Genomic DNA, 18,548 nt, shown 5'->3' on the forward strand with positions numbered 1-18,548 from the left:
GCGCTGGGCGAGCTTCGCCCCGACGAGCAAATGGCGCTCGCGCTCAAAGTCGGAGAGCGGCTCTCCTACGCGGACATCGCGACGCTCCTCGACCACTCCGCCGGCGTCACCCTCTCGCGGCTCTCCTCGGCGCGCGCCCTCCTCCTCACGCGCACGCGCGAGGGGATCGGCGATCTCTCGTGATCCACCTCACGCTGAATCAGATCTCGGCCTACATCGACGCGGAGCTTCCCGAAGCGTCGGTCGAGCTGGTGCGGCTCCACCTCTCCTCCTGCCTCGAGTGCACCGAGCGCTTCGGACACATCGAGGAGCAGGAGAGCGCCCTCGCGCGCCTGCTGGTCAACGAGCCTGGGGACCCCTTCTTCGCGCGGTTCGCCGAGAGGGTGCTCGGACCGGAGCCGGTGAAGAGAGCGGAGCCCGAGAAGAGGGCGGAGGCGGCGAGAGCGGAGCCCTTGAAGAAGGCCCAGGCTGTGCGTGCCGTGCCGCCGCCGAAAGAAGCGCCGACGCCGAGGGAAGCGCCGCCGCCCAAGGCCGCGCCCAAGCCGGCGGCTGCGGTTCCGAAGGCCGCCGACCGCGTGACGGGAAGCGCACCGCGCAAGGCCGGCGTCGCGCGGATTCTCCTGCCCGTGGGCGCGCTCCTGATCGTCCTGTCGGCCGCGGCGGTGATCGCGATCCGGCCTCGGATTCCCCAGATCTCGTTCGCGCCGGCCGACCGGCGGCCTCCCCTCGCCGCCGCCCAGGCCCGGCCGCCCCGGGATTCGCCCCCCTCCCCCGAAGCCGCTCCGCACGGGCCGGCCGAAGGGTCCGACCCTCTCGAGCGGGCCGCGGCCAAGAGCTCCGAGGCGGAGCGCGCGGGAACGGCCGAGGCGCACGACGCCGCCGCCGCCGCATGGGAAGAGGCCCTTCCCGAGCTGGAGCAGAACGCCGACGAGCTCGCGGCCGGGAGGCATGAGATCGCGGCCGCCCGCTACGCGGCCTGGAGCCGGACCGCCACGCCGGAGCGGCGCGATGCGGCCATGCGCGCGGTGCGCGCCTATCTCCTCTGCGCTCCCGCGGGCGCCGAGCGCGACCGGGCCTGGACCTGGCTCGCCGAGCTCAAGCGCTAGGCGCCGGCCCCAGGGCCGCCCCAAAGCCGTCTAACTCCGCAGTTCTCCTCAAGGTTGCCCCATCCCCGGCCGATGCATCGATACGTGGCGGAGCCTGGCCGGCCCGCCCGACGGGAGGATCATGGGAACGATGGACGAGGGAATCCTCGCGGAGTTCCTGGCCGAGAGCTTCGAGAATCTCGCCCAGGTCGAACACGATCTGGTCGCGCTCGAGCGGGACCCCGAGGATCGGAAGCGCATCGGCGGCATCTTCCGCGCCGTGCACACGATCAAGGGCACCTGCGGCTTCTTCGGCTTCAAGAAGCTCGAGGCGCTGGCGCACGCCGGAGAGAATCTGCTGAGCCGGCTCCGCTGCGGCGAGATCGCGTTCACCCCCGGCCTCGCCGACACGCTGCTCCGCCTGGTGGACGCGCTCCACGCGATCCTCTCGGCGATCGAGACCACGCGGTCGGAGGGCGATCAGCAGTTCGCGCCGCTCATCGACGAGCTGGTGCTCCTGGAGCGGGCGCCCTCCGCCGCGCCCGCTCCGGCGTCTCCATCGTCCCCGTCGCCCGCGGAGGCGGAGCCAGGCGCTCCGCCGCGCGGGGGACTTCTCGATCCGCTCATCGCCGAGGGCCGCCTCGACCCCGACGCCGTGGCGCTCGCGGCGCAGCAGCAGCGCATGGGTGACCCGCGCCGGATCGGCGAGATCCTCGTGGACAACGGCGCCCTGAAGCCGCAGGACGTCCTGGACGCGCTGCTCGCGCGCGGCGAGGCGCCGGCCCTGGCGCACGGCGAGAGCACGATCCGAGTGGACGTGGAGCTGCTCGACCTCCTGATGAACCTGGTGGGCGAGCTGGTCCTCGCCCGGAACCAGCTCCTCCAGAAAGTCGCCTCGTCGGATCTCGCGGACCTTCCCGGCACGACGCAGCGCCTCAACCTGATCACGACCGAGCTGCAGGAAGGGATCATGAAGACCCGCATGCAGCCGATCGCGAACCTCTGCAACAAACTCCCGCGGCTCGTGCGCGATCTCTCGATCGCGTGCGGCAAGGAAGTGCGCCTGGAGTTGGAAGGGATCGACACCGAGCTGGACCGCACGATCATCGACGCCATTCGCGACCCGCTGACCCACCTGATCCGGAACGCCATCGATCACGGGATCGAGACGAGCGAGATCCGGCGGGCCCGCGGCAAGGCCGCCGAGGGGCGCATCGTCGTGAAGGCCTATCACGAGGGCGGCAAGGTGCACCTGGAGGTGACGGACGACGGCGACGGCCTGCCGATCGCGCGCATCCGGGAGAAGGCGACGCGCGCGGGGCTGGTTCCCGCCGAGCGGATCCCCCGCATGACCGACCGCGATTGGGCCCAGCTCATCTTCCAGCCCGGGTTCTCGACGGCGGAGAAGGTCACGAACGTGTCGGGCCGGGGCGTCGGGATGGACGTCGTGAAGACCAACGTGGAGCGGATCGGCGGCGCGATCGAAGTGGATTCGCAGCCGGGGCGCGGCGCCACGGTCCGGATCCGGATCCCGCTCACCCTGGCGATCGTTCCCGCGCTGATCGTGTCCGCCGCGGGCGAGCGCTACGCGATCCCCCAGGTGAATCTCCTGGAGCTGATCCGCGTGGAGGGGGACCTCGCGTCGATCTCGATCACCACCGCGGTGGACGCGTCGCTGCTCCGCTACCGGGGCGGCCTCCTCTCCTTGGTGGACCTTCGCGACGCGCTCCACGTTCCGGCGGACGACGCCTTCCCCGCTCCGACCGGCGCCCGGCCGATCGCGGTGCTCCAGGCCGACGGGGTCACGTTCGGCCTGGTCGTGGACGCCGTCGAGACCTCGCAGGAGATCGTCGTGAAGTCGCTGGGCGATCCGCTGCGCCAGATCCCGGTCTTCGCCGGCGCGACGATCCTGGGGGACGGCAAGGTCGCACTGATCCTCGACGTGCCCGGCCTGGCCCGGCACTGCGGCATCACCGTGCGGGGGCACGCCGCGATCGAGGAGGTCGCCGAGGAGGCGGCCGCTCCGGTCGTGCCGACCCAGACGCTCATCCTCTGCCGGGCGGGCGGCTACCCGGTGGCCATTCCGCAATCGGACATCGCGCGCCTCGAGGAGTTCCCCCGCGGCACGGTCGAGCGGCTGGGCGAGCGGCGCGTCGTGCAGTACCGCGGCGGGCTCCTCCCCCTGGTCCCACTCGCGGGGCTGCTCGGGGTCGGCGCCGACGCCGGGCTCGAAGGCGGCCTCGCGCCCGCGGCCGACGGCGTTTCGTCGGAGACGATCCGCGTCGTCGTCGTGGAGCGGGACGGTCGCGCCATCGGACTCGCTGTCGAGGAGATCGTCGAGATCCTGGAAGAGCCGATCATGCCCGAAGACTCGCCGCGCGCCGGCGTGCGCGGCTCCGCCGTGATTCGCGGGCGCGCGACCGATCTCCTGGACCTCGAGGCCCTCCTCGCTTCGAGCGGCCAGTCCGCCGTGGCGGCGGGCGCCTAGGGCGCGCCATGGAAGGCGAGCGGGTGCTCTGCACGTTTCGCGTGGCCGAGCTCTTCCTGGGGCTCGACATCGCGTCGGTTCAGGAGGTGCTGCGCGGCCAGGAGGTGACGCGCCTCCCGCTCGCGTCGGCGCCGGTGCGCGGGATCATCAACCTGCGCGGGCGGATCGTGCCCGCGGTGGATCTGCGGCGCTGCCTCGAGCTGGCGCCGGCTCCCGAGAGCCTCGAGCCCGCGACGATCGTCGTTCGAGGTCCGGAGGCCGCGGTCAGCCTGCTCGTGGACGACGTGGGCGACGTGATGACGGTGTCGGAGGAGACGTTCGCGCGGACGCCCGAGACGGTGCGGGCCAGCGCGCGCGAGCTCCTGCGCGGTGTGTTTCCGCTGGAAGACCGGCTCCTCCTGGAGCTGGATCTGGGTCGCGTGCTCCGGGCGGCGTACGCCTAGGGCTCGGAGCGAAGGGATCCGGCTCATGGGCCGGACGTCAGGGAAGGAGCGAACGACGATGGTCCTCACGGTTCGGCGCCAGCTGGTCGGGAGCGCGCTCTTGGCTCTCGTCGGCTTCCTCGTGTTCGGGGTGGTCGCCTACGTCACGGTGAGCGAGCTCAAGATCAACGGGAAGCGCTACCACCGGATCACGCAGGGCAAGGATCTCGTGGCGGACGTCGTCCCGCCGCAGGAGTACCTGGTCGAGTCCTACCTCGCGGTGCACCAGATGCTGGGGGAGACCGATCGCCGGCGCCTGGACGACCTGATCCAGCAGGGACAGGAGCTGCGGGCCAACTTCGAAGCGCGCCACCAGCACTGGGAGAAGACCCTCCCCCCGGGCAAGCTCCGGGACGCGCTTCTCAAGGACGCCTACGAGCCGGGCGCGGAGTTCCTCCGGATCAAGGACGACGAGTTCGTACCCGCCGTGCGCCGAGGCGACACCGAAGGTGCCCGCCAGATCGCCGACACGCAGCTCAAGCCGCTCTACGAGCAGCACCGGAAAGCGGTGCTCGAGGTGGTGCAGCTCGCGCGCCAGGCGACCGAGCGCGAGGAGAAGGAGGCGCTCGAGCTCGCCCAGCAGCGCACCGCTCTCGTGCCGCTCGTGGGAGGGCTGCTCGCCCTGGTCACGGTGGGCATCGGGCTCTTCGTGTCGCGCCGACTGGTGAGCGCGATCGAGCAGGCGCGCCAGGTGGCCGAGCGCACCGCCGACGGCGACCTCACGTCGCGGGTCGGGTACGCCTCCAACGACGAGCTGGGGCAGCTCGCGACCGCCACGAACCGCATGGTGGAATCGCTCCGCTCGATCCTCTCGCACATCGGCGACCGCGCGGTGACCCTCGCCACGGCCTCCGAGGAGCTCTCCTCGGTGTCCACGCAGATGATCTCCAGCGCCGAGGAGACGTCCCAGCAGGCGAGCATGGTCTCCTCGGGGTCGGAGCAGATCAGCCGCAACGTCGAGAGCGTCTCCGTTTCGGTGGAGCAGATGATCGCGAGCATCCAGGAGATCTCCAAGAACACGAGCGAGGCCGCGCGCGTCGCCACGGTCGCCGCGGGCGAAGCGGACCTGACGAACACCGCGGTGAACAAGCTGGGCGAATCGAGCGCCGAGATCGGCAAGGTCGTGCAGGTGATCAACACGATCGCGCAGCAGACGAACCTGCTCGCGCTGAACGCCACGATCGAGGCCGCCCGCGCGGGCGAGGCGGGGCGCGGCTTCGCCGTCGTCGCCAACGAGGTCAAGGAGCTGGCCAACGAGACCGCGTCGGCCACCAAGGACATCAGCCACAAGATCGAGGCGATCCAGGCGGACACGTCGGAGGCGATCGGCGCGATCGGCAAGATCAGCGACACGATCCAGCAGATCAAGGACATCTCGAACTCGATCGCGACCGCGATCGAGGAGCAGCTGGCCACCTCGGGGGAGATCGGGCGCAACTTGACCGAGGCGGCGCGCGGGAGCGGCGAGATCAGCGCCGGCATCGTCAAGGTGGCCGAGATCGCGCGCGACACGGCGGGCAGCTCCGAGAACACCCAGAAGGCGGCGGAGGAGCTGGCGCGGCTCGCGTCCGAGCTGCGCGCCCTGACGCAGCGCTTCCGCTACTCGGAAGAGCCGGCCGCGGAGGACGCGGCGGCGCAGGTGGCGGCGGCGGCGCCCGCCACGGTGCTGGCCATGGCGGCGGCGAAGGGACGAACGCGGCCGGCGGCCGGGCCGGAGAACGGCGCGGCGCGATCCGACGTGCGGCGGGCGGGCTGAGCGGAAGCGACACGGCATCCGGACGAGGAGGTTGGCTATGAAGGCTCTGGTGGTGGATGACTCGCGCTCCATGCGGGCCATCGTCGGAAAGCAGCTCCGCGAGCTGGGCTTCGTGGTGGAGGAGGCCGGCAGCGGTCAGGAAGCGCTCGCCGCGCTGCACCAGCGCGGCCCCGTGGACCTGGTGCTCCTCGACTGGAACATGCCGGAGATGGACGGGTGCGAGGTGCTCAGCCTGATCCGCTCCGAGCCGCGCTACAAGAACGTGCGCGTCATGATGGTCACGACCGAGAGCGAGATGTCGCAGGTGGCGGTGGCGCTGGAGGCGGGCGCCAACGAGTACCTCATGAAGCCGTTCGACCGGGAGTCCTTGGTCGAGAAGCTGGTCCTGCTCGGGATGGATCCCGCCGGCCGCGCGGGTTGACCGGGCCGAAGCGAACCTCGACCGAAACGGAACGCTCATGCGCCGAATCCGAGTGATGATCGTGGACGACGTGGCGATCGTGCGCCGACTGGTGGCGGACGCGCTGGCCGTCGACCCTGAGCTCTTGGTCGTGGGCATGGCCGCCAACGGCCGCGAGGCGCTGGCGAAGATCCCCTCGCTCGCGCCCGACCTGATCGTGCTGGACTACGAGATGCCCGAGATGGACGGGCTGGAGACCCTGCGCGAGCTGAAGCGGATCGGCTCCCGCGCGCGGGTGGTGCTCTTCAGCACCTACACGCGGCATGGGGCCAAGGCGACCCTGGACGCGCTCTGGCTCGGCGCCGACGACTACGCCACCAAGGTGAGCGCGAGCGACCTGGTGGCGGCGAGCCGCTGCGTGCAGAGCGAGCTGATTCCGAAGATCAAGGCGCTCTGCTCCGACGACGCGTCGGCGGCCACGACGACGCCGGTGCCCGCGCCGACGGCGGCGGCCGAGCCGGTCGTCCCCGCGGGTCCGCCTCCGGCTCTTCGCACGCGGGAGGCGCTCTCCGGGCGCGCGCCGGGCCGTAACGCGGGACCGGGGCGCGCCGAGATCATCGCGGTCGGCGCCTCGACGGGAGGTCCGCGCGCCCTGGCGACCCTGCTCGAGCGGCTGCCGCGCGATCTGGCCGCCCCCATCGTGATCGTCCAGCACATGCCTCCCCTGTTCACCCGCTCCCTGGCCGAGCGGCTGGACGGCGGAACGCCGCTTCGCTGCGCCGAGGGAGAGGATGGCGCCGTGCTCGAACCGGGCACGGTCTGGATCGCGCCCGGCAACTGGCACATGACCGTCGCGCGCGAGGGCTCGGCCGCGGTGCTTCGCCTGACGGGCGAGGCCCCGGAGAACTCCTGTCGTCCCGCCGCGGATCCGCTCTTCCGGTCGGTGGCGGACGTCTACGGCGCGGGCGCGCTCGCCGTGGTCCTCACCGGGATGGGGCAGGACGGATTGCGGGGCGTCGAGCGGATCAAGCAGCGCGGGGGAGCGGTCCTCGTGCAGGACGAAGCGTCCAGCGTGGTCTGGGGCATGCCGGGAGCGGTGGCCAAGGCCGGGCTCGCCGATCGGGTTCTCCCCGTGCGCGACATCGCCGCCGAGATCGCCCGGCGCGTGGCGTCGGGCCGCCGCCGCGCGACGGTGGCCTGACCCGATGAGCCCCGCGCGACTCCCCGCCGCGGAACCCCGGGTCTCCGCCTCCACTTACGCCTACCTGCAGCAGCTCTTGAAGAGTCGCACCGGCACGGTCCTGGAGCGCGGCAAGGAATACCTCGTCGAGGCCCGCCTCTACGCCCTGGCCCAGGAAGAGGGCTTCGTGTCGGTCGGAGGGCTCCTCGAGGGGCTCCAGACCGAGCCGGAGACCGGTGGCCTTCACCGCCGCGTGGTCGAGGCGATGCTGAACGGCGAGACCTCGTTCTTTCGCGACTACTACCCCTTCGAGGTATTGCGGGAGACCGTGATCCCCGAGCTGCTCCGGAAGCGGGCGGGCTCGAAGAGCCTCCACGTCTGGAGCGCGGCCGTGGCGAGCGGGCAGGAGGCCTACAGCATGGCGATGCTCCTTCGCGAGCACTTCCCCGAAACCGCCGACTGGACGATCCGGATCCTGGCGAGCGACGTCTCGGAGTCGATGCTCGAGCGGGCGCGGTCCGGACGCTTCCGCCAGATCGAGGTGAACCGCGGGCTTCCAGCACCCCTCCTGGTCAAGTACTTCGAGCGTGCCGGCAACGAGTGGAGGATCGCCGAGCCGATCCGGCGGATGGTCGATTTCAGCCACATCAACCTGGCCGCCCCCTGGCCCGGCCTGCCGGCCATGGACATTCTCCTTCTGCGCAATGTGCTCATCTACTTCAGTTCGGACGTGCGCGGGACGATCTTGCAGAACGTGAGGCGGTGCCTCCGCAGGGACGGGTATCTCTTCGTAGGAGGAGGCGAGACCAGCCTGGTGCTCGACCGGACGTTCGAGCCGGTCCGCTCCGGCAAGACGGTCTACTACCGCGTGGGCGACGAAGCGACACGGCCGTCGGGACGGCGGGCCGCGGGAGAGGGGAACGCGACATGAGCACCGCGACGATCGAGCTCAAGGACTGGCTCGAAGCGCTGACCGAGGTGATTCGGGACTATGCGGCGCGCTCGCTGCGATTCGACGGGACGCCGGTCGTGCCGAACGGCGCGTCGGCCGGGTCGGAGCCGGCCGCCTACGTCGCGATCCTGGGCGAGCGCTGCAGCATGCACCTGGGCATCTCCACCTCCATGGAGGGGTGCCGCGCCCTCGTGCGCGCGCTGCTGGGCATGCGGCAGAAAGACCCGATCACCGACGCGGAAGTCGTGGACGGCATGAGCGAGATCCTGAACATCGCGGCCGGCAAGGTGAAGTCGCGGATGGTGGTCCGCGACGGCTCCCTGAAGCTGGGACTTCCGATCTTCGTGCAGGGCCAGGTGGGGCTGGGCGAGAGCACCGAGAAAGCGACCGCCGAAGTCCCGATCGGCCCCGTGCCCTGCAGGCTTCTGGTGTACCGGAGGGTGCGATGACCCGCGGCCGCAGCCGCGGAACCTCGGTGGCGCTCGCCCTAGCGATCGCGTGGAGCCTTCTTCCCGCCCTTGCGAACAACGCCGAAGCCACCCCCACCCGCGGCGTGACCATCCTCTCCGGCGGCGTGCCCGGCGAATCCTTCGGCTGCTCCGTCGCCTCCGCCGGCGACGTGAACGGCGACGGCTACGCCGACGTCATCGTCGGCGCCTACCAGAGCGGCCGCGTGGGCCAGGCCGTGGGTCGCGCCTACATCTACTTCGGCGGGCTGCGCCCGCAGAACCGCCCCGACGTGGTGCTGACCGGCGAGGCGGCCGGCGACGCCTTCGGGGTCTGCGTGGCTTCCGCCGGCGACGTCAACAAGGACGGGTACGCCGACGTGATCGTCGGCGCCTATCAGAACGACGCGCGCGGCGCGAACGCCGGCCGCGCCTACGTGTATTTCGGGGGGCCCAAGCCGCACGAGCGCCCCGACATCGTCCTGAGCGGTGAGGCGGCCGGCGACGCGTTCGGCTACGCCGTCGCGTCGGCGGGCGACGTGAACCGCGACGGCTACGCCGACGTCGTCGTGGGCGCCTACGAGAACAGCGCGCGCGGCGCCGGCGCGGGACGCGCCTATGTCTTCTTCGGCGGCGCGCACCCCGACGGCGTTCCCGACGCGGTGCTCTCCGGCGAGGCCGCGGGGGACCGGTTCGGGATCTCGGTCGCGGGCGCGGGCGACGTGAACGGGGACGGTTTCGCCGACGTGGTGGTCGGCGCCTATCAGAACGATGCCGGAGGCAACGACGCCGGGCGCGCCTACGTCTTCTTCGGCGGCGCGCATCCGCACGAGCGTCCGGACCTCACGCTCACGGGCGCTTCGGCGGGCGATTCGTTCGGGTTTTCGGTGGCAGGCGCGGGGGACGCGAACAAGGACGGGTTCGCGGATGTGGCGGTGGGCGCCTACCACAACGGCGCGGGCGGCAAGGATGCCGGACGCGTCTACCTCTATTACGGCGCCAAGGCGCCTTCCGAGACGGCAGGACTCGTCCTGACCGGAGAAGCGGCGGGCGACGCGTTCGGCTACGCCGTCGCCGCCGCGGGCGATGCCAACGGAGACGGCTTCGCCGACCTGGCGGTCGGCGCCTATGGCAACGACGCCGGCGGCTCGGCCGCGGGCCGCGCCTACGTCTTCTTCGGCGGACCCGGCGCCGATGCCGTTCCCGACTTCACGCAGACGGGCGAGGCGACGCTGGACAACCTGGGCTTCGCGGTCGGAGGGGCGGGCGACGTGGATGGGGACGGCTACGCGGACCTGGTCGTGGGCGCTCCCTACTCGGACGGCGACGCGGGCCGCGGCTATCTCACCCGGAACGTGGGCGGCAAGTCGAGACCGATCGCGGCGCGCTGACGCTCCCGCTCAGCGCTGCGGAGCGACGTACGGCGAGCTGTTCTGGATCAGCCGGATGTTCCCCGACTCCAATCCCTTCACGAAGACCTCGACGATCTCCGCCGCGAACTGGGTGCCGGCCTTCTCGGTCATCTGGCCGATCGCCTGCTCCATCGTGAGGCCCGCGCGGTAGGGACGGTCGGTGGTCATGGCGTCGAACGCGTCGGCCACGTTCACGATCTTCGCCGCCGTGGAAATCTCGTCCCCCTTCAAACCGTCCGGATAGCCGCGCCCGTCCACCCGCTCGTGGTGATGGCGGATCATGTCGGTCACGCGCTCGAGGAACCGGACCCCCTTCACCATCTCGGCTCCGCGCAGGGGGTGCATCTTGACGATGCGCCATTCCTCTTCGGTCAGGGCGCCCGGCTTGTGGAGCACGTGGTCCTCGGTGTGGACCTTCCCGATGTCGTGCAGGAACGCGCCGAACTGGATGCGCTGCACCTCTTCCGGCACGAACCCCATCTCCTTGGCGATGCCCACGGCGTAGGCCGCCACGCGCTCCGTGTGCCCGTGCGTGTAGGGGTCCTTTTCTTCGATCCGGGAGACGAGGAGCCGCACCGTGGAGAGGTAGGCTTCCTGAAGATCCTTGAACAGCCGCGCGTTCTCGATCGCCATGCCGGCCGATTCCGAGAGGACGCGGAGCATCTCGAGGTCGTGGGCCTGGAACTCCTGCCCGCTCACCTTCTCGCCCACCGCGAGGATCGCGGTCAGCCGCTGCTTCATGACGACCGGACAGACCAGCGTGAGCCCGGCGGCGAACAGCGCCCCCACCTCGCCGTCGAGGTCGGTGTCGTGCTCGAGGTCGGCCAGGCGGTGCGGCTGGCTATCGTCGCCGTCCAGCGGGACGAGCGCGCGGACGAAGGGGCCGCGGTACTCGAAGGAGATGCCGCGCGCATGCTCCTCCTTCAGCCCCTTGAACGTGCAGGCGTCGAGCCGGGTGGGATCCTCGCGGTCGTCGGTGAGGAAGAGGCAGGCCGAGTTGACCCGCAGCTGCCCCACCACGCTCAGGATCAGCGTGTTCAGGGTGTGGTCGAGATCGAGGGAGGAGTTGAGCTGGTGCGTCAGCTCCATCAGCGTCTCGAGGCTGTAGACCTGGAAGCGAAGCTCCTTGTTGCGGACGAGGAGGTCCTCGCGGTTGCGCGCCACCTCGGTCTCGAGCTCCTTGTTCTTCGTGGAGAGGAGCTCGGTCTTCTCGATCCGCTCGAAGATGCGCCGCACCTTGATCAGGAGCTCCTTCGGCGAGAAGGGCTTGGTCAGGTAGTCGTCGGCCCCGTGCATCAGGCCCTGGAGGCGCGCGTCCACCTCCGCGCTCGCCGAGACCATGACGATCGGGATGTGCGCCGTGTCCTTGCTGCTCTTCAGCGCGGCGCAGACCTCGAAGCCGGTCTTCTTGGGAAGACGGAGGTCCAGGATGATCAGGTCGGGCGTCTCCTTCCGCACCGACTCCAGCCCCTCTTCGCCGGTCAAGGCGGTGTTCACCTTGTAGCCATTCTGCGTGAGCGAGATCTGGAGCAGATCGATCACGCGCCGGTCGTCGTCGACGACCAGGATGGTCCGCTTGGCCTTCTGCGAGGCCGGATCGGCCACGGGACGGAGGCTGTCGATGCTCACGAGGGGGTCTCCCTGGAAACGGGGTCGTCGTCGATGGCGCCATGGGTCGTGGGAATGACCGCTCCCGAAGCGAGCGGATCCAGCTCCGCCTTCACCGGCGGGGATGCGGCTTCTTCTTCGGTTCCGCTCGGAGGCGGCGTCCCTCCCGCGCGGCTCAGCCGCGAGCGGGACTCCACCTTGTCCAGCACGCTCAGGAAGACGAGAACTAGCTCCGGATCGAACGGGACGCCCCAGTTCTCCGCGATCACCTGCCGCGCCTTGTCGTAGGGAAGGGCGCGGCGGTAGGGGCGCTCCATGGTCATCGCCACGTAGGCGTCGACCAGGGAGACGATGCGCGCCCCGAGCGGGATCTCCTGGCCCCGGATTCCCGCCGGGTACCCCTCGCCGCCCCATCGCTCGTGGTGGTTCCGGACCACGTCGAGCACTTCCTTGGGGAACGTCATCTCTTCGAGGATCTGGGCGCCGCGCACGGGGTGCTGCTTGATGAGCGCCCACTCCTCCTCGGAGAGGTGCGCCGGATTCTTGAGGATCAGCCCGCTCACGGTGATCATGCCGATGTCGCGCAGCACGGCGCCGTAGATGAGCGACTTCACCTGCTCCCGCGGATAATGGAGGACGCGGGCCATGGCGGTGACGTACCGCACGACCCGCTCCGTGCCGCCCCGCGCGAACGGATCGCGGCTCTCGAGCAACGCCATCATCCCGCGGACCAATCCCAGGTTCCGCTCCTCCTGGATCCGGTGGAAGCGCGCGTTGGCGATCGCCACGGCGCCCTGGTGCGCGAGGGTGGTGAGAAGGTCGCGCTCGTCTTCCTGGAACCCGCTCCGCCCGCTCCGCCCACCGATCAGGAGCACCCCGATCAGCTCGGAGCGGACCCGAAGCGCAAGCCCCCACTCCAGCCCGGAGCGCTTCAGCTCGGCGAGCGGCGAGGCCTCGCCGGAGCGCGGCTCGATGAGGAAGAAGGTCTCGTCGCCCGCTCCTCGCTCCACGGCCTCGGGCGGAACCCGGAGATCCTGGAAATGCCCCTGCGCGAAGCCGCGCACCTGGCGCGGACGGAGGATCCCGCCGCGGTCGGCGTCGCTCAGGAAGATCGCGAGCCGCTCCACGCCGAACTGCCCCATGACGCTCAGCCCGAGCAGGTTCAGCACCTCGTCCAGATCGAGCGCGAGGTTCAGCGCGCGCGTGATCTCGAAGAGGTTCCGGAACTCGATGATCTTGCGGCGGAGCTTCGTCTGGAGGACCGGCAGGTCCCCCGCGCCCGGCGCGAGACCCGGCGATGACGGGACCCGAGGCGCCGACGGCGCCGGATCCGCGCCGGCGGCCGGAAGGGCGGGCGCATCGCTGCCATTGGCCTCGAACAGCACGGCGCCCGATTCGTCCACGGCCGCGCGCGCCTCGCCGCGCAGCCCGCGAACCGTGATACAGCGCTCCGTCTCCCGGTAGACCCTGCCCTGGCGGACCAGTACCGACGTCGCGAGCGTGCAGAGGCGGCTCACGCCGCCGAAGTCCAGCTCCACCGACGCGGCGCCCCGGGCCTGGCATTCGAAGAGCAGCCGGTCGAGCGACCGGGCCCCGGCGTCGTCCACTTCCCCCTGCAGCGCGAACCGGAACTCCTCGCGCGACCCCAGCCGTTCGATGTGGAGCGCTTTCACGCCGACGCCTCGCCGTCCCGCGCGGCGTCCTCGACGCGCTCCGAGCCGTCGGCCGGGAACCCCGCGGCGGCAAGCCTCCGGATGACCCCGGCCGGGTTGAGCACGAGGGTGACGCTGTTGTCGGGCGCGACGATCCCGCCGAGCACCTCCTCCACCGGGTAGAGCCGCGGCGGGAGCGGCGTCAGGCGCGCGTTCTCGCGCCAGACGATCCGGTCGAAGCCGATCACCGCCGAGTCGCCTCCCGAGCGGATCACCGCGACGGGGCGCCCCGGCACGGCCGTGGCCGGAGCGGCGTCGGCCTCCGCCGATTCCGCCTCGGAGCGGAAGAGCGAGGCGAGCGCGTGGACGGGGCCTTTCGCCGGTCCGTCCCATCCCATGTCCTCGGGCGAAGCGTGGATCCGCTCGACCGCGCTCCAGGGGAGCGCGATCCGCTGTCCTGCGGCCTCGACGATCAGGAAGGAGCGCAGCGAGCGCGCCATCGGGAACTGGAGGTGGATCGACGTGCCGGCGGGCATGAGCCGCTCGATCGTCGCGAAGCCGCCGAGTCCCGCGAGCGCGTCCATGAGCGCGCGCTCGGCGTTCTCGTCGAAGCAGCAGGTTCCCTCGAGGGCGATTCGCGCCTCCAGCCCTTCGCGCGCTGCGGTGAGCCGGATCTCCTCCTCCTCGCACCCCTCTTCGCACGGCTTGGCGCTCTCGAGCAGGCGGATCAGGAGCGGCAGGAGCAGCGACCCGATCTCCGGCTCGAAGCCGACGCCGCCGGTCTGCAGCGTGAGCATCGTGCGGCGGGTCTCACCGTCGCGCCGCGTGACGGCGGAGTAGAGGTCGTCCACGAAGCGGTCCAGGGGATCGAGGAACTCCCACAGGAGATTCTCGTCCAGATCGCGGGCGCGCCGCTCCAGCGCGTACTGGAGGCTCAAGAGCTGCCCCAGCTCCTGGGAGAGGGTCCGAAGACCCGACGCCGTGTCCTGAAGCTCCTGATGCACGACGAGCGCCTTCCCATCGAGCGGGTCTTCTCCCGCCTTGGCGCCAGCCTGCATGCGCCGCCGCTCCACTTTCTTCACGATCGCTTCCCACTCGGACATCACGGTCTGCGCCGAGCGGAGCGTCTCGCCGACCGTCTCGCTCATCGAAGCGATGCGGTCGTTCTGGTGCGCCAGCGCGTTCTTGATCTCGAACGTGAGCGCGAGCAGGTTCTCGCTCGGCCCCACGCTGGGCACCGTCTCGTCGATCACGCCGCGCGAGGCCGAGAGGGCCTCCGACTTGGCCGAGGAGAGTCCGGCGCGAAGCTGCTCGACCGCGTCCCCCACGATGCCGGCGTGGTGGATCAGCGCGCCGAATCCCTCGGTCTTCAGCTTCTCCGCCAGCCGCGCCTCGGCCGCCAGCGCCACGCGGCAGTGCGCGATCATCTCCTCGCGGTGCTCCGGGCGAAGCTGACCCAGCTGGAGCAGCGTTTCACGGAGCTCCAGCGCGAGGCTCGCCATCTCGTTCACGCCCAGCCATTCGGCGCTCCGCTCCACGAGGCGGACCGCCAGCTCCACGAGCCCGGCGATGTCGCTCGAATCGAGATCGGGATCGTCGTGTTCGAGGTAGCGCTCGACGGCGTCGATCTGCTCCTTGACGAGGGCGCTGAAGGTGGACGCGAGCCGGGCCATCACCTGGTCGTGGCTCAGGTGCTCGGAGGCGGAGGTCCTCATGCGGCTTCGGCCAAGAGGCGGCGCTTCAGCTCCTGGGCGCGGCGAAGGAGCGCCTCGACCGCGGCGGTCGGGATGGGCGGCGCGCCGGGGGAAGCCTGGAACGTGGCCACCACCGACTTGGCGTCCTCGCTGGTCGCGTGGATCGCGGTGATGGTCTCGCCCACCTTGTATTCGATCTCGCTGGAGAGGCGCGCGATGGTGTCGGTCGCCTCCCGGGCGAACTCCGCGAGGCGGCGGGTCTCCTCGGCGATGGCCGCGAACGCCTCGCTGCCCGAGCGCGTGGCCTCGAGCGCGGCGTTCAGCGCGAGCAGGGTCGCCTTGTTCGTGACCCGCTCCGCCACGCTCGCAAGCTCGTTCGCGCGCATGAGACCCGCGGCGAGATCCTCGATGCCGTCGGCGGCGGTGTGCACGACCGCGTCCACCAGCTGCGCGGGCGTGCGGCCGGCGCCCTCACCCGGCGCCGACGCCGGGGCCTCGAGCCCGGTGGCCAGCTCGCCCAGCCCGGCGATCAGCGCGTTCAGCTCCTTCAGGATTCCCGCGCGCGCGGCCGCGTCGGCCGCTTCGGCGCGCCGCGAGGCCGGCGCCGCCTCGGGCTCGTACGCCGGGCGCGCCGCAGGAGGCTCGCTTGCGGGCGGAGCCGGCGGGAGCTCGTCCGCTCCGGCAGGCCACGGAACCGGGAGCGGCTCGCCATCGGCAGCGACCAGCTCCTCCTCGCTCATCGTGAGGCGACTCACCACGGGGATCGTCGCGCTCTCGCGCGCCGCCTCGAGCAGCTCGCGGAGCGGCCCCACGCGCAGCTCGGGCACCTCGGTCAGCGGGTCCTTCCCTTCCCGGAACTGCACGGTGGCGAGGTCGGCGTGACGGCGCGACTTCTCGAGCTGGTCGGCGGCGAGCGACGCGCGCTCGCGCTCGCGCACCAGCTCTTCCGAGGCGGCGCGGCGCACGTCCGCGCTTCCGGAGAGAAGCGCCACCGCGACGGCGCCGAAGATCGCGGCCACCACGGCGGCGCCAAAACCCATGGCTCCCGGCAGGAAATGTCCGAACAGGCCGGCCACGAGTGCGGCGACGAAGGCCGCGACCGAAAAGGGCGGAGCGGAGCCCGGTCGGGCCTCCGGGAGGGGTCGCGGCGGCGGAGCCGGCGGCACCACCTGCGGCGTCGGAGCGCTGGACGTCCCCTCGTGCGGCTCGTGCTTGGAATGTGGGGGCGTCTCCTGCGCGGCTGCCCGGCGGCCCTTGGCCTCAGCGGTCATCGTCACCTCTCCTCGATCGATCGGAATCGGAGCCCGCCGGAACCGGAGGCATCACGGCGTCAAAGATGGACCAGCAGCGGAGGCAGTGGATCCGCTCCGCGCCGGCGAGATAGACCGAACCGATCACCGAGGCCAGCTCGCCGTCGGCAATCGACTCGTCGGACTCCTTGATCTCACGCCCGGGCCACAGACGGGGCATCGAGGGGACGAGCAGCGCGAAGCGCTCGGTCCCGCGCGACAGCACCACGCCGTAGCGCGGCGCATCGCCGGAGGGACCCGACACCCCGAGCCACTCGCAGAGGTCCACGACCGGCACCATGGTGCCCCGAAACGCCGTCACGCCCGAGACCGCTCCGCCGCGGCGAGGCAGCGGCGCGATGTGATCGGCTTCGATCAGGCCGGCCACGTCCTCGACGGGGACGCCGAAGAGAATCTCGCCGACCGGAAACGCGATGAGACCGCGCGTGCCCAGGGCCGTGCCCGATTCACGTCGCACTTCACCTCCGTATCGTGGAAGGCTGTCGTTCTCCGAAAAGGCAAAGAGCGTGCCGCGACAATGTCCGGGCGTCGCGCCGCAAGCTGCTGCAGCGCTTCGCTTCGGAGCGCCCGTTCCCGGCGACGCTTCAGCTCGAGGCCAATTTCCGTGCGCCTCGCTTCGTGCGCGTCGCAATTCCTTCCGCAATTCGCAACCCGTCCACCGTTCGTCGGGGCGGGTGGTTACACCCGACCCTTCGGCTGAAAGAGGCCACATCTGGAGTCAAAACGTCGCGCATCGGGGAGGTGTCGCCTTTCCTTACGGTTCACGAACCGATTGCGAGGGAGAGGGTTGCGGCCGGGTGGCCCTCCGGCCTCCTATTCGGCACGGAGGGTGCATAACACGACGGCGTCGCGCGGCGAGGCCGCGAGACAGGAAGCGACCAGAGGTGGGGTGGTCCGAGAGGGAGGCGAGCCATGACGGCAGCCCGTAAGGTTCTAGCGAGTAAGACGAATCCCAGGAAGGTGCGGCCGACCGCGTATGTGGTGATGAACTGCCTCCTCCTGACGAAGGCGGAAGGCACGCCGCAGAACGGTGACCCGCTTCCTCAGGAGGACGTCGACGGGTATCTCGCCGCTCTTCGGGACCAGCTCGAAGCGCAGGTGCCGTTGCCGCCGGAGCGTAGCCGGCTCCTTTCACGGTATGACGTGGCGGCGTGGCGGCGGCTGGCGAGCGCGCATCGCGGCTCTCTTCGCTACCTCATCTATCGAACGCCGGAGGATCTCCTGCTCATCTCGGTAGGGTCCTTCGAGCAGACCGGGCCGTACGTCCCGAACCGGCGCGAGGGGTTGTTGCCGGGGGAAGAGGCGGACGTCGGCCGGAGCCCGAACTGGTACCACTTCTCATACACGTACGGTGAGCTCCTCGAGAACCCCGGGCAGACGCTGAGCGCGGTGCTCGAGAAGCTGACGGTGAGCCTGGAGCGCTACAACAAGATGCTCTCGCACATGCGCGGCGAACACTGGAGTCTCGCCAAGCGGTTCAAGAAGGCGCACGTGATGAGGCTGTCGCGGACGGTGGACGAGGATGCGCGCGACGAGTCGCTTCGCGCGATGCAGGACCGGCTTCTCGACGCCTACGGCGAATGGAAGCGCACCGGCGAGCGCCGGCACCTGGACGAGATCCAGGGCCTGGCCCGCGAGATCCGCCTCCTGGCACCCGACTTCCAGTTTTCGCTCCCGAGCGGAGGCGACGCCTAAGCGCCCCCGACGAGAGCGGCACGATCCCCCGCGCGCCCTTCGGTCCCCCGACCCGAAACACTCCGGAGGGCGCGCACTCCCCATACTAGCCCCGCCCGCAGGCGGGGCTAACTCTTGTCAGCCCGCCCGAAGGCGGGCTAACTCCTGTGCTTTCGAGAGCGGGCGAGCAGCACGCCTTTCAATCCCGCCGATACATCACATCCGGCACCCCCACCTCATTCCCCGTCCCATCCCCAAACCTCACCGCCCTGAACCCCCGCGCCTCATAGAACTCGCGCGCCCGCACGTTGCTTTGAAACGTATACAACCGCACCGGCGCACGAAGCAGGGCGAGCGCCTCATTCACGAGCGCGCTCCCCACCCCGCGCCCCACGTGCTCCGGCGCGAC

General features: G+C 70.8%; 17 protein-coding genes. 11 read left to right on the forward strand and 6 right to left on the reverse strand.

Annotation, left to right across the window (positions count from 1 at the left end; all coding sequences use genetic code 11):
- The 10 genes from VE326_01900 to VE326_01945 all read left to right on the forward strand — a co-directional run.
- Nucleotides 1-183, forward strand: a 183-nt coding sequence (locus tag VE326_01900) for a sigma factor-like helix-turn-helix DNA-binding protein (GenBank protein ID HYJ31949.1), incomplete at its 5' end; no start/stop codon positions are given.
- Nucleotides 180-1,106 carry a zf-HC2 domain-containing protein gene (locus VE326_01905; GenBank protein ID HYJ31950.1) on the forward strand — a complete coding sequence of 309 codons (927 nt, stop codon included), beginning with the start codon at nucleotides 180-182 and terminating at the stop codon, nucleotides 1,104-1,106. The genes VE326_01900 and VE326_01905, both read left to right, overlap by 4 nt.
- A 130-nt stretch (nucleotides 1,107-1,236) precedes the next feature.
- Nucleotides 1,237-3,573 (forward strand): chemotaxis protein CheA, encoded by a 2,337-nt coding sequence (locus VE326_01910; GenBank protein HYJ31951.1) that lies wholly within the window; start codon nucleotides 1,237-1,239, stop codon nucleotides 3,571-3,573.
- An 8-nt stretch (nucleotides 3,574-3,581) separates the two neighbouring features.
- Nucleotides 3,582-4,016, forward strand: a complete 435-nt coding sequence (locus VE326_01915; GenBank protein ID HYJ31952.1) for a chemotaxis protein CheW — start codon at nucleotides 3,582-3,584, stop codon at nucleotides 4,014-4,016.
- 58 nt (nucleotides 4,017-4,074) lie between these two features.
- Nucleotides 4,075-5,811, forward strand: coding sequence for a methyl-accepting chemotaxis protein (locus VE326_01920; GenBank protein ID HYJ31953.1), 1,737 nt, complete (start codon nucleotides 4,075-4,077; stop codon nucleotides 5,809-5,811).
- Between the two features lie 37 nt (nucleotides 5,812-5,848).
- Nucleotides 5,849-6,232, forward strand: coding sequence for a response regulator (locus VE326_01925; GenBank protein ID HYJ31954.1), 384 nt, complete (start codon nucleotides 5,849-5,851; stop codon nucleotides 6,230-6,232).
- 37 nt (nucleotides 6,233-6,269) lie between these two features.
- Entirely contained in the window at nucleotides 6,270-7,412 is a 1,143-nt protein-coding gene (locus VE326_01930; protein HYJ31955.1) for a chemotaxis response regulator protein-glutamate methylesterase, read from the forward strand.
- A 4-nt stretch (nucleotides 7,413-7,416) separates the two neighbouring features.
- The gene (locus tag VE326_01935; protein HYJ31956.1) at nucleotides 7,417-8,322 is read left to right on the forward strand and encodes a protein-glutamate O-methyltransferase CheR; all 906 of its coding nucleotides are present in this window, start codon (nucleotides 7,417-7,419) and stop codon (nucleotides 8,320-8,322) included.
- Nucleotides 8,319-8,792 carry a chemotaxis protein CheX gene (locus VE326_01940; GenBank protein ID HYJ31957.1) on the forward strand — a complete coding sequence of 158 codons (474 nt, stop codon included), beginning with the start codon at nucleotides 8,319-8,321 and terminating at the stop codon, nucleotides 8,790-8,792. Before VE326_01935 ends, VE326_01940 begins: the two co-directional genes overlap by 4 nt.
- On the forward strand, nucleotides 8,789-10,180 hold the full coding sequence (locus tag VE326_01945; protein ID HYJ31958.1) for an integrin alpha: 1,392 nt from the start codon (nucleotides 8,789-8,791) through the stop codon (nucleotides 10,178-10,180). Before VE326_01940 ends, VE326_01945 begins: the two co-directional genes overlap by 4 nt.
- 9 nt (nucleotides 10,181-10,189) lie before the next feature.
- Here the strand turns inward: VE326_01945 and VE326_01950 are convergent, their stop codons facing one another.
- From VE326_01950 to VE326_01970, 5 genes are read right to left on the reverse strand one after another with little or no spacing between them, the layout of a single operon-like run.
- Nucleotides 10,190-11,830, reverse strand: a complete 1,641-nt coding sequence (locus VE326_01950; GenBank protein ID HYJ31959.1) for an HD domain-containing phosphohydrolase — start codon at nucleotides 11,828-11,830, stop codon at nucleotides 10,190-10,192.
- A complete protein-coding gene (locus VE326_01955; GenBank protein HYJ31960.1) occupies nucleotides 11,827-13,482 on the reverse strand; it encodes an HD domain-containing phosphohydrolase in 1,656 nt (551 codons plus the stop codon). The genes VE326_01950 and VE326_01955 overlap by 4 nt, the downstream gene beginning before the upstream one ends.
- Entirely contained in the window at nucleotides 13,479-15,176 is a 1,698-nt protein-coding gene (locus tag VE326_01960) for a hypothetical protein (protein HYJ31961.1), read from the reverse strand. The genes VE326_01955 and VE326_01960 overlap by 4 nt, the downstream gene beginning before the upstream one ends.
- On the reverse strand, nucleotides 15,173-16,426 hold the full coding sequence (locus tag VE326_01965) for a methyl-accepting chemotaxis protein (protein HYJ31962.1): 1,254 nt from the start codon (nucleotides 16,424-16,426) through the stop codon (nucleotides 15,173-15,175). The genes VE326_01960 and VE326_01965 overlap by 4 nt, the downstream gene beginning before the upstream one ends.
- Complete coding sequence (locus VE326_01970; GenBank protein HYJ31963.1) at nucleotides 16,416-16,922, reverse strand: chemotaxis protein CheW; 507 nt, start codon at nucleotides 16,920-16,922, stop codon at nucleotides 16,416-16,418. Before VE326_01970 ends, VE326_01965 begins: the two co-directional genes overlap by 11 nt.
- Nucleotides 16,923-17,425: 503 nt before the next feature.
- On the opposite strand from VE326_01970, the gene VE326_01975 reads away from it, so the two are divergent.
- The gene (locus VE326_01975) at nucleotides 17,426-18,160 is read left to right on the forward strand and encodes a hypothetical protein (protein ID HYJ31964.1); all 735 of its coding nucleotides are present in this window, start codon (nucleotides 17,426-17,428) and stop codon (nucleotides 18,158-18,160) included.
- Nucleotides 18,161-18,338: 178 nt separating this feature from the next.
- Here the strand turns inward: VE326_01975 and VE326_01980 are convergent.
- The coding region (locus tag VE326_01980; protein ID HYJ31965.1) for a GNAT family N-acetyltransferase at nucleotides 18,339-18,548 on the reverse strand (210 nt) is incomplete at its 5' end.

The organism is Candidatus Binatia bacterium, assembly GCA_035631035.1.
Taxonomy (GTDB): domain Bacteria; phylum Eisenbacteria; class RBG-16-71-46; order SZUA-252; family SZUA-252; genus DASQJL01.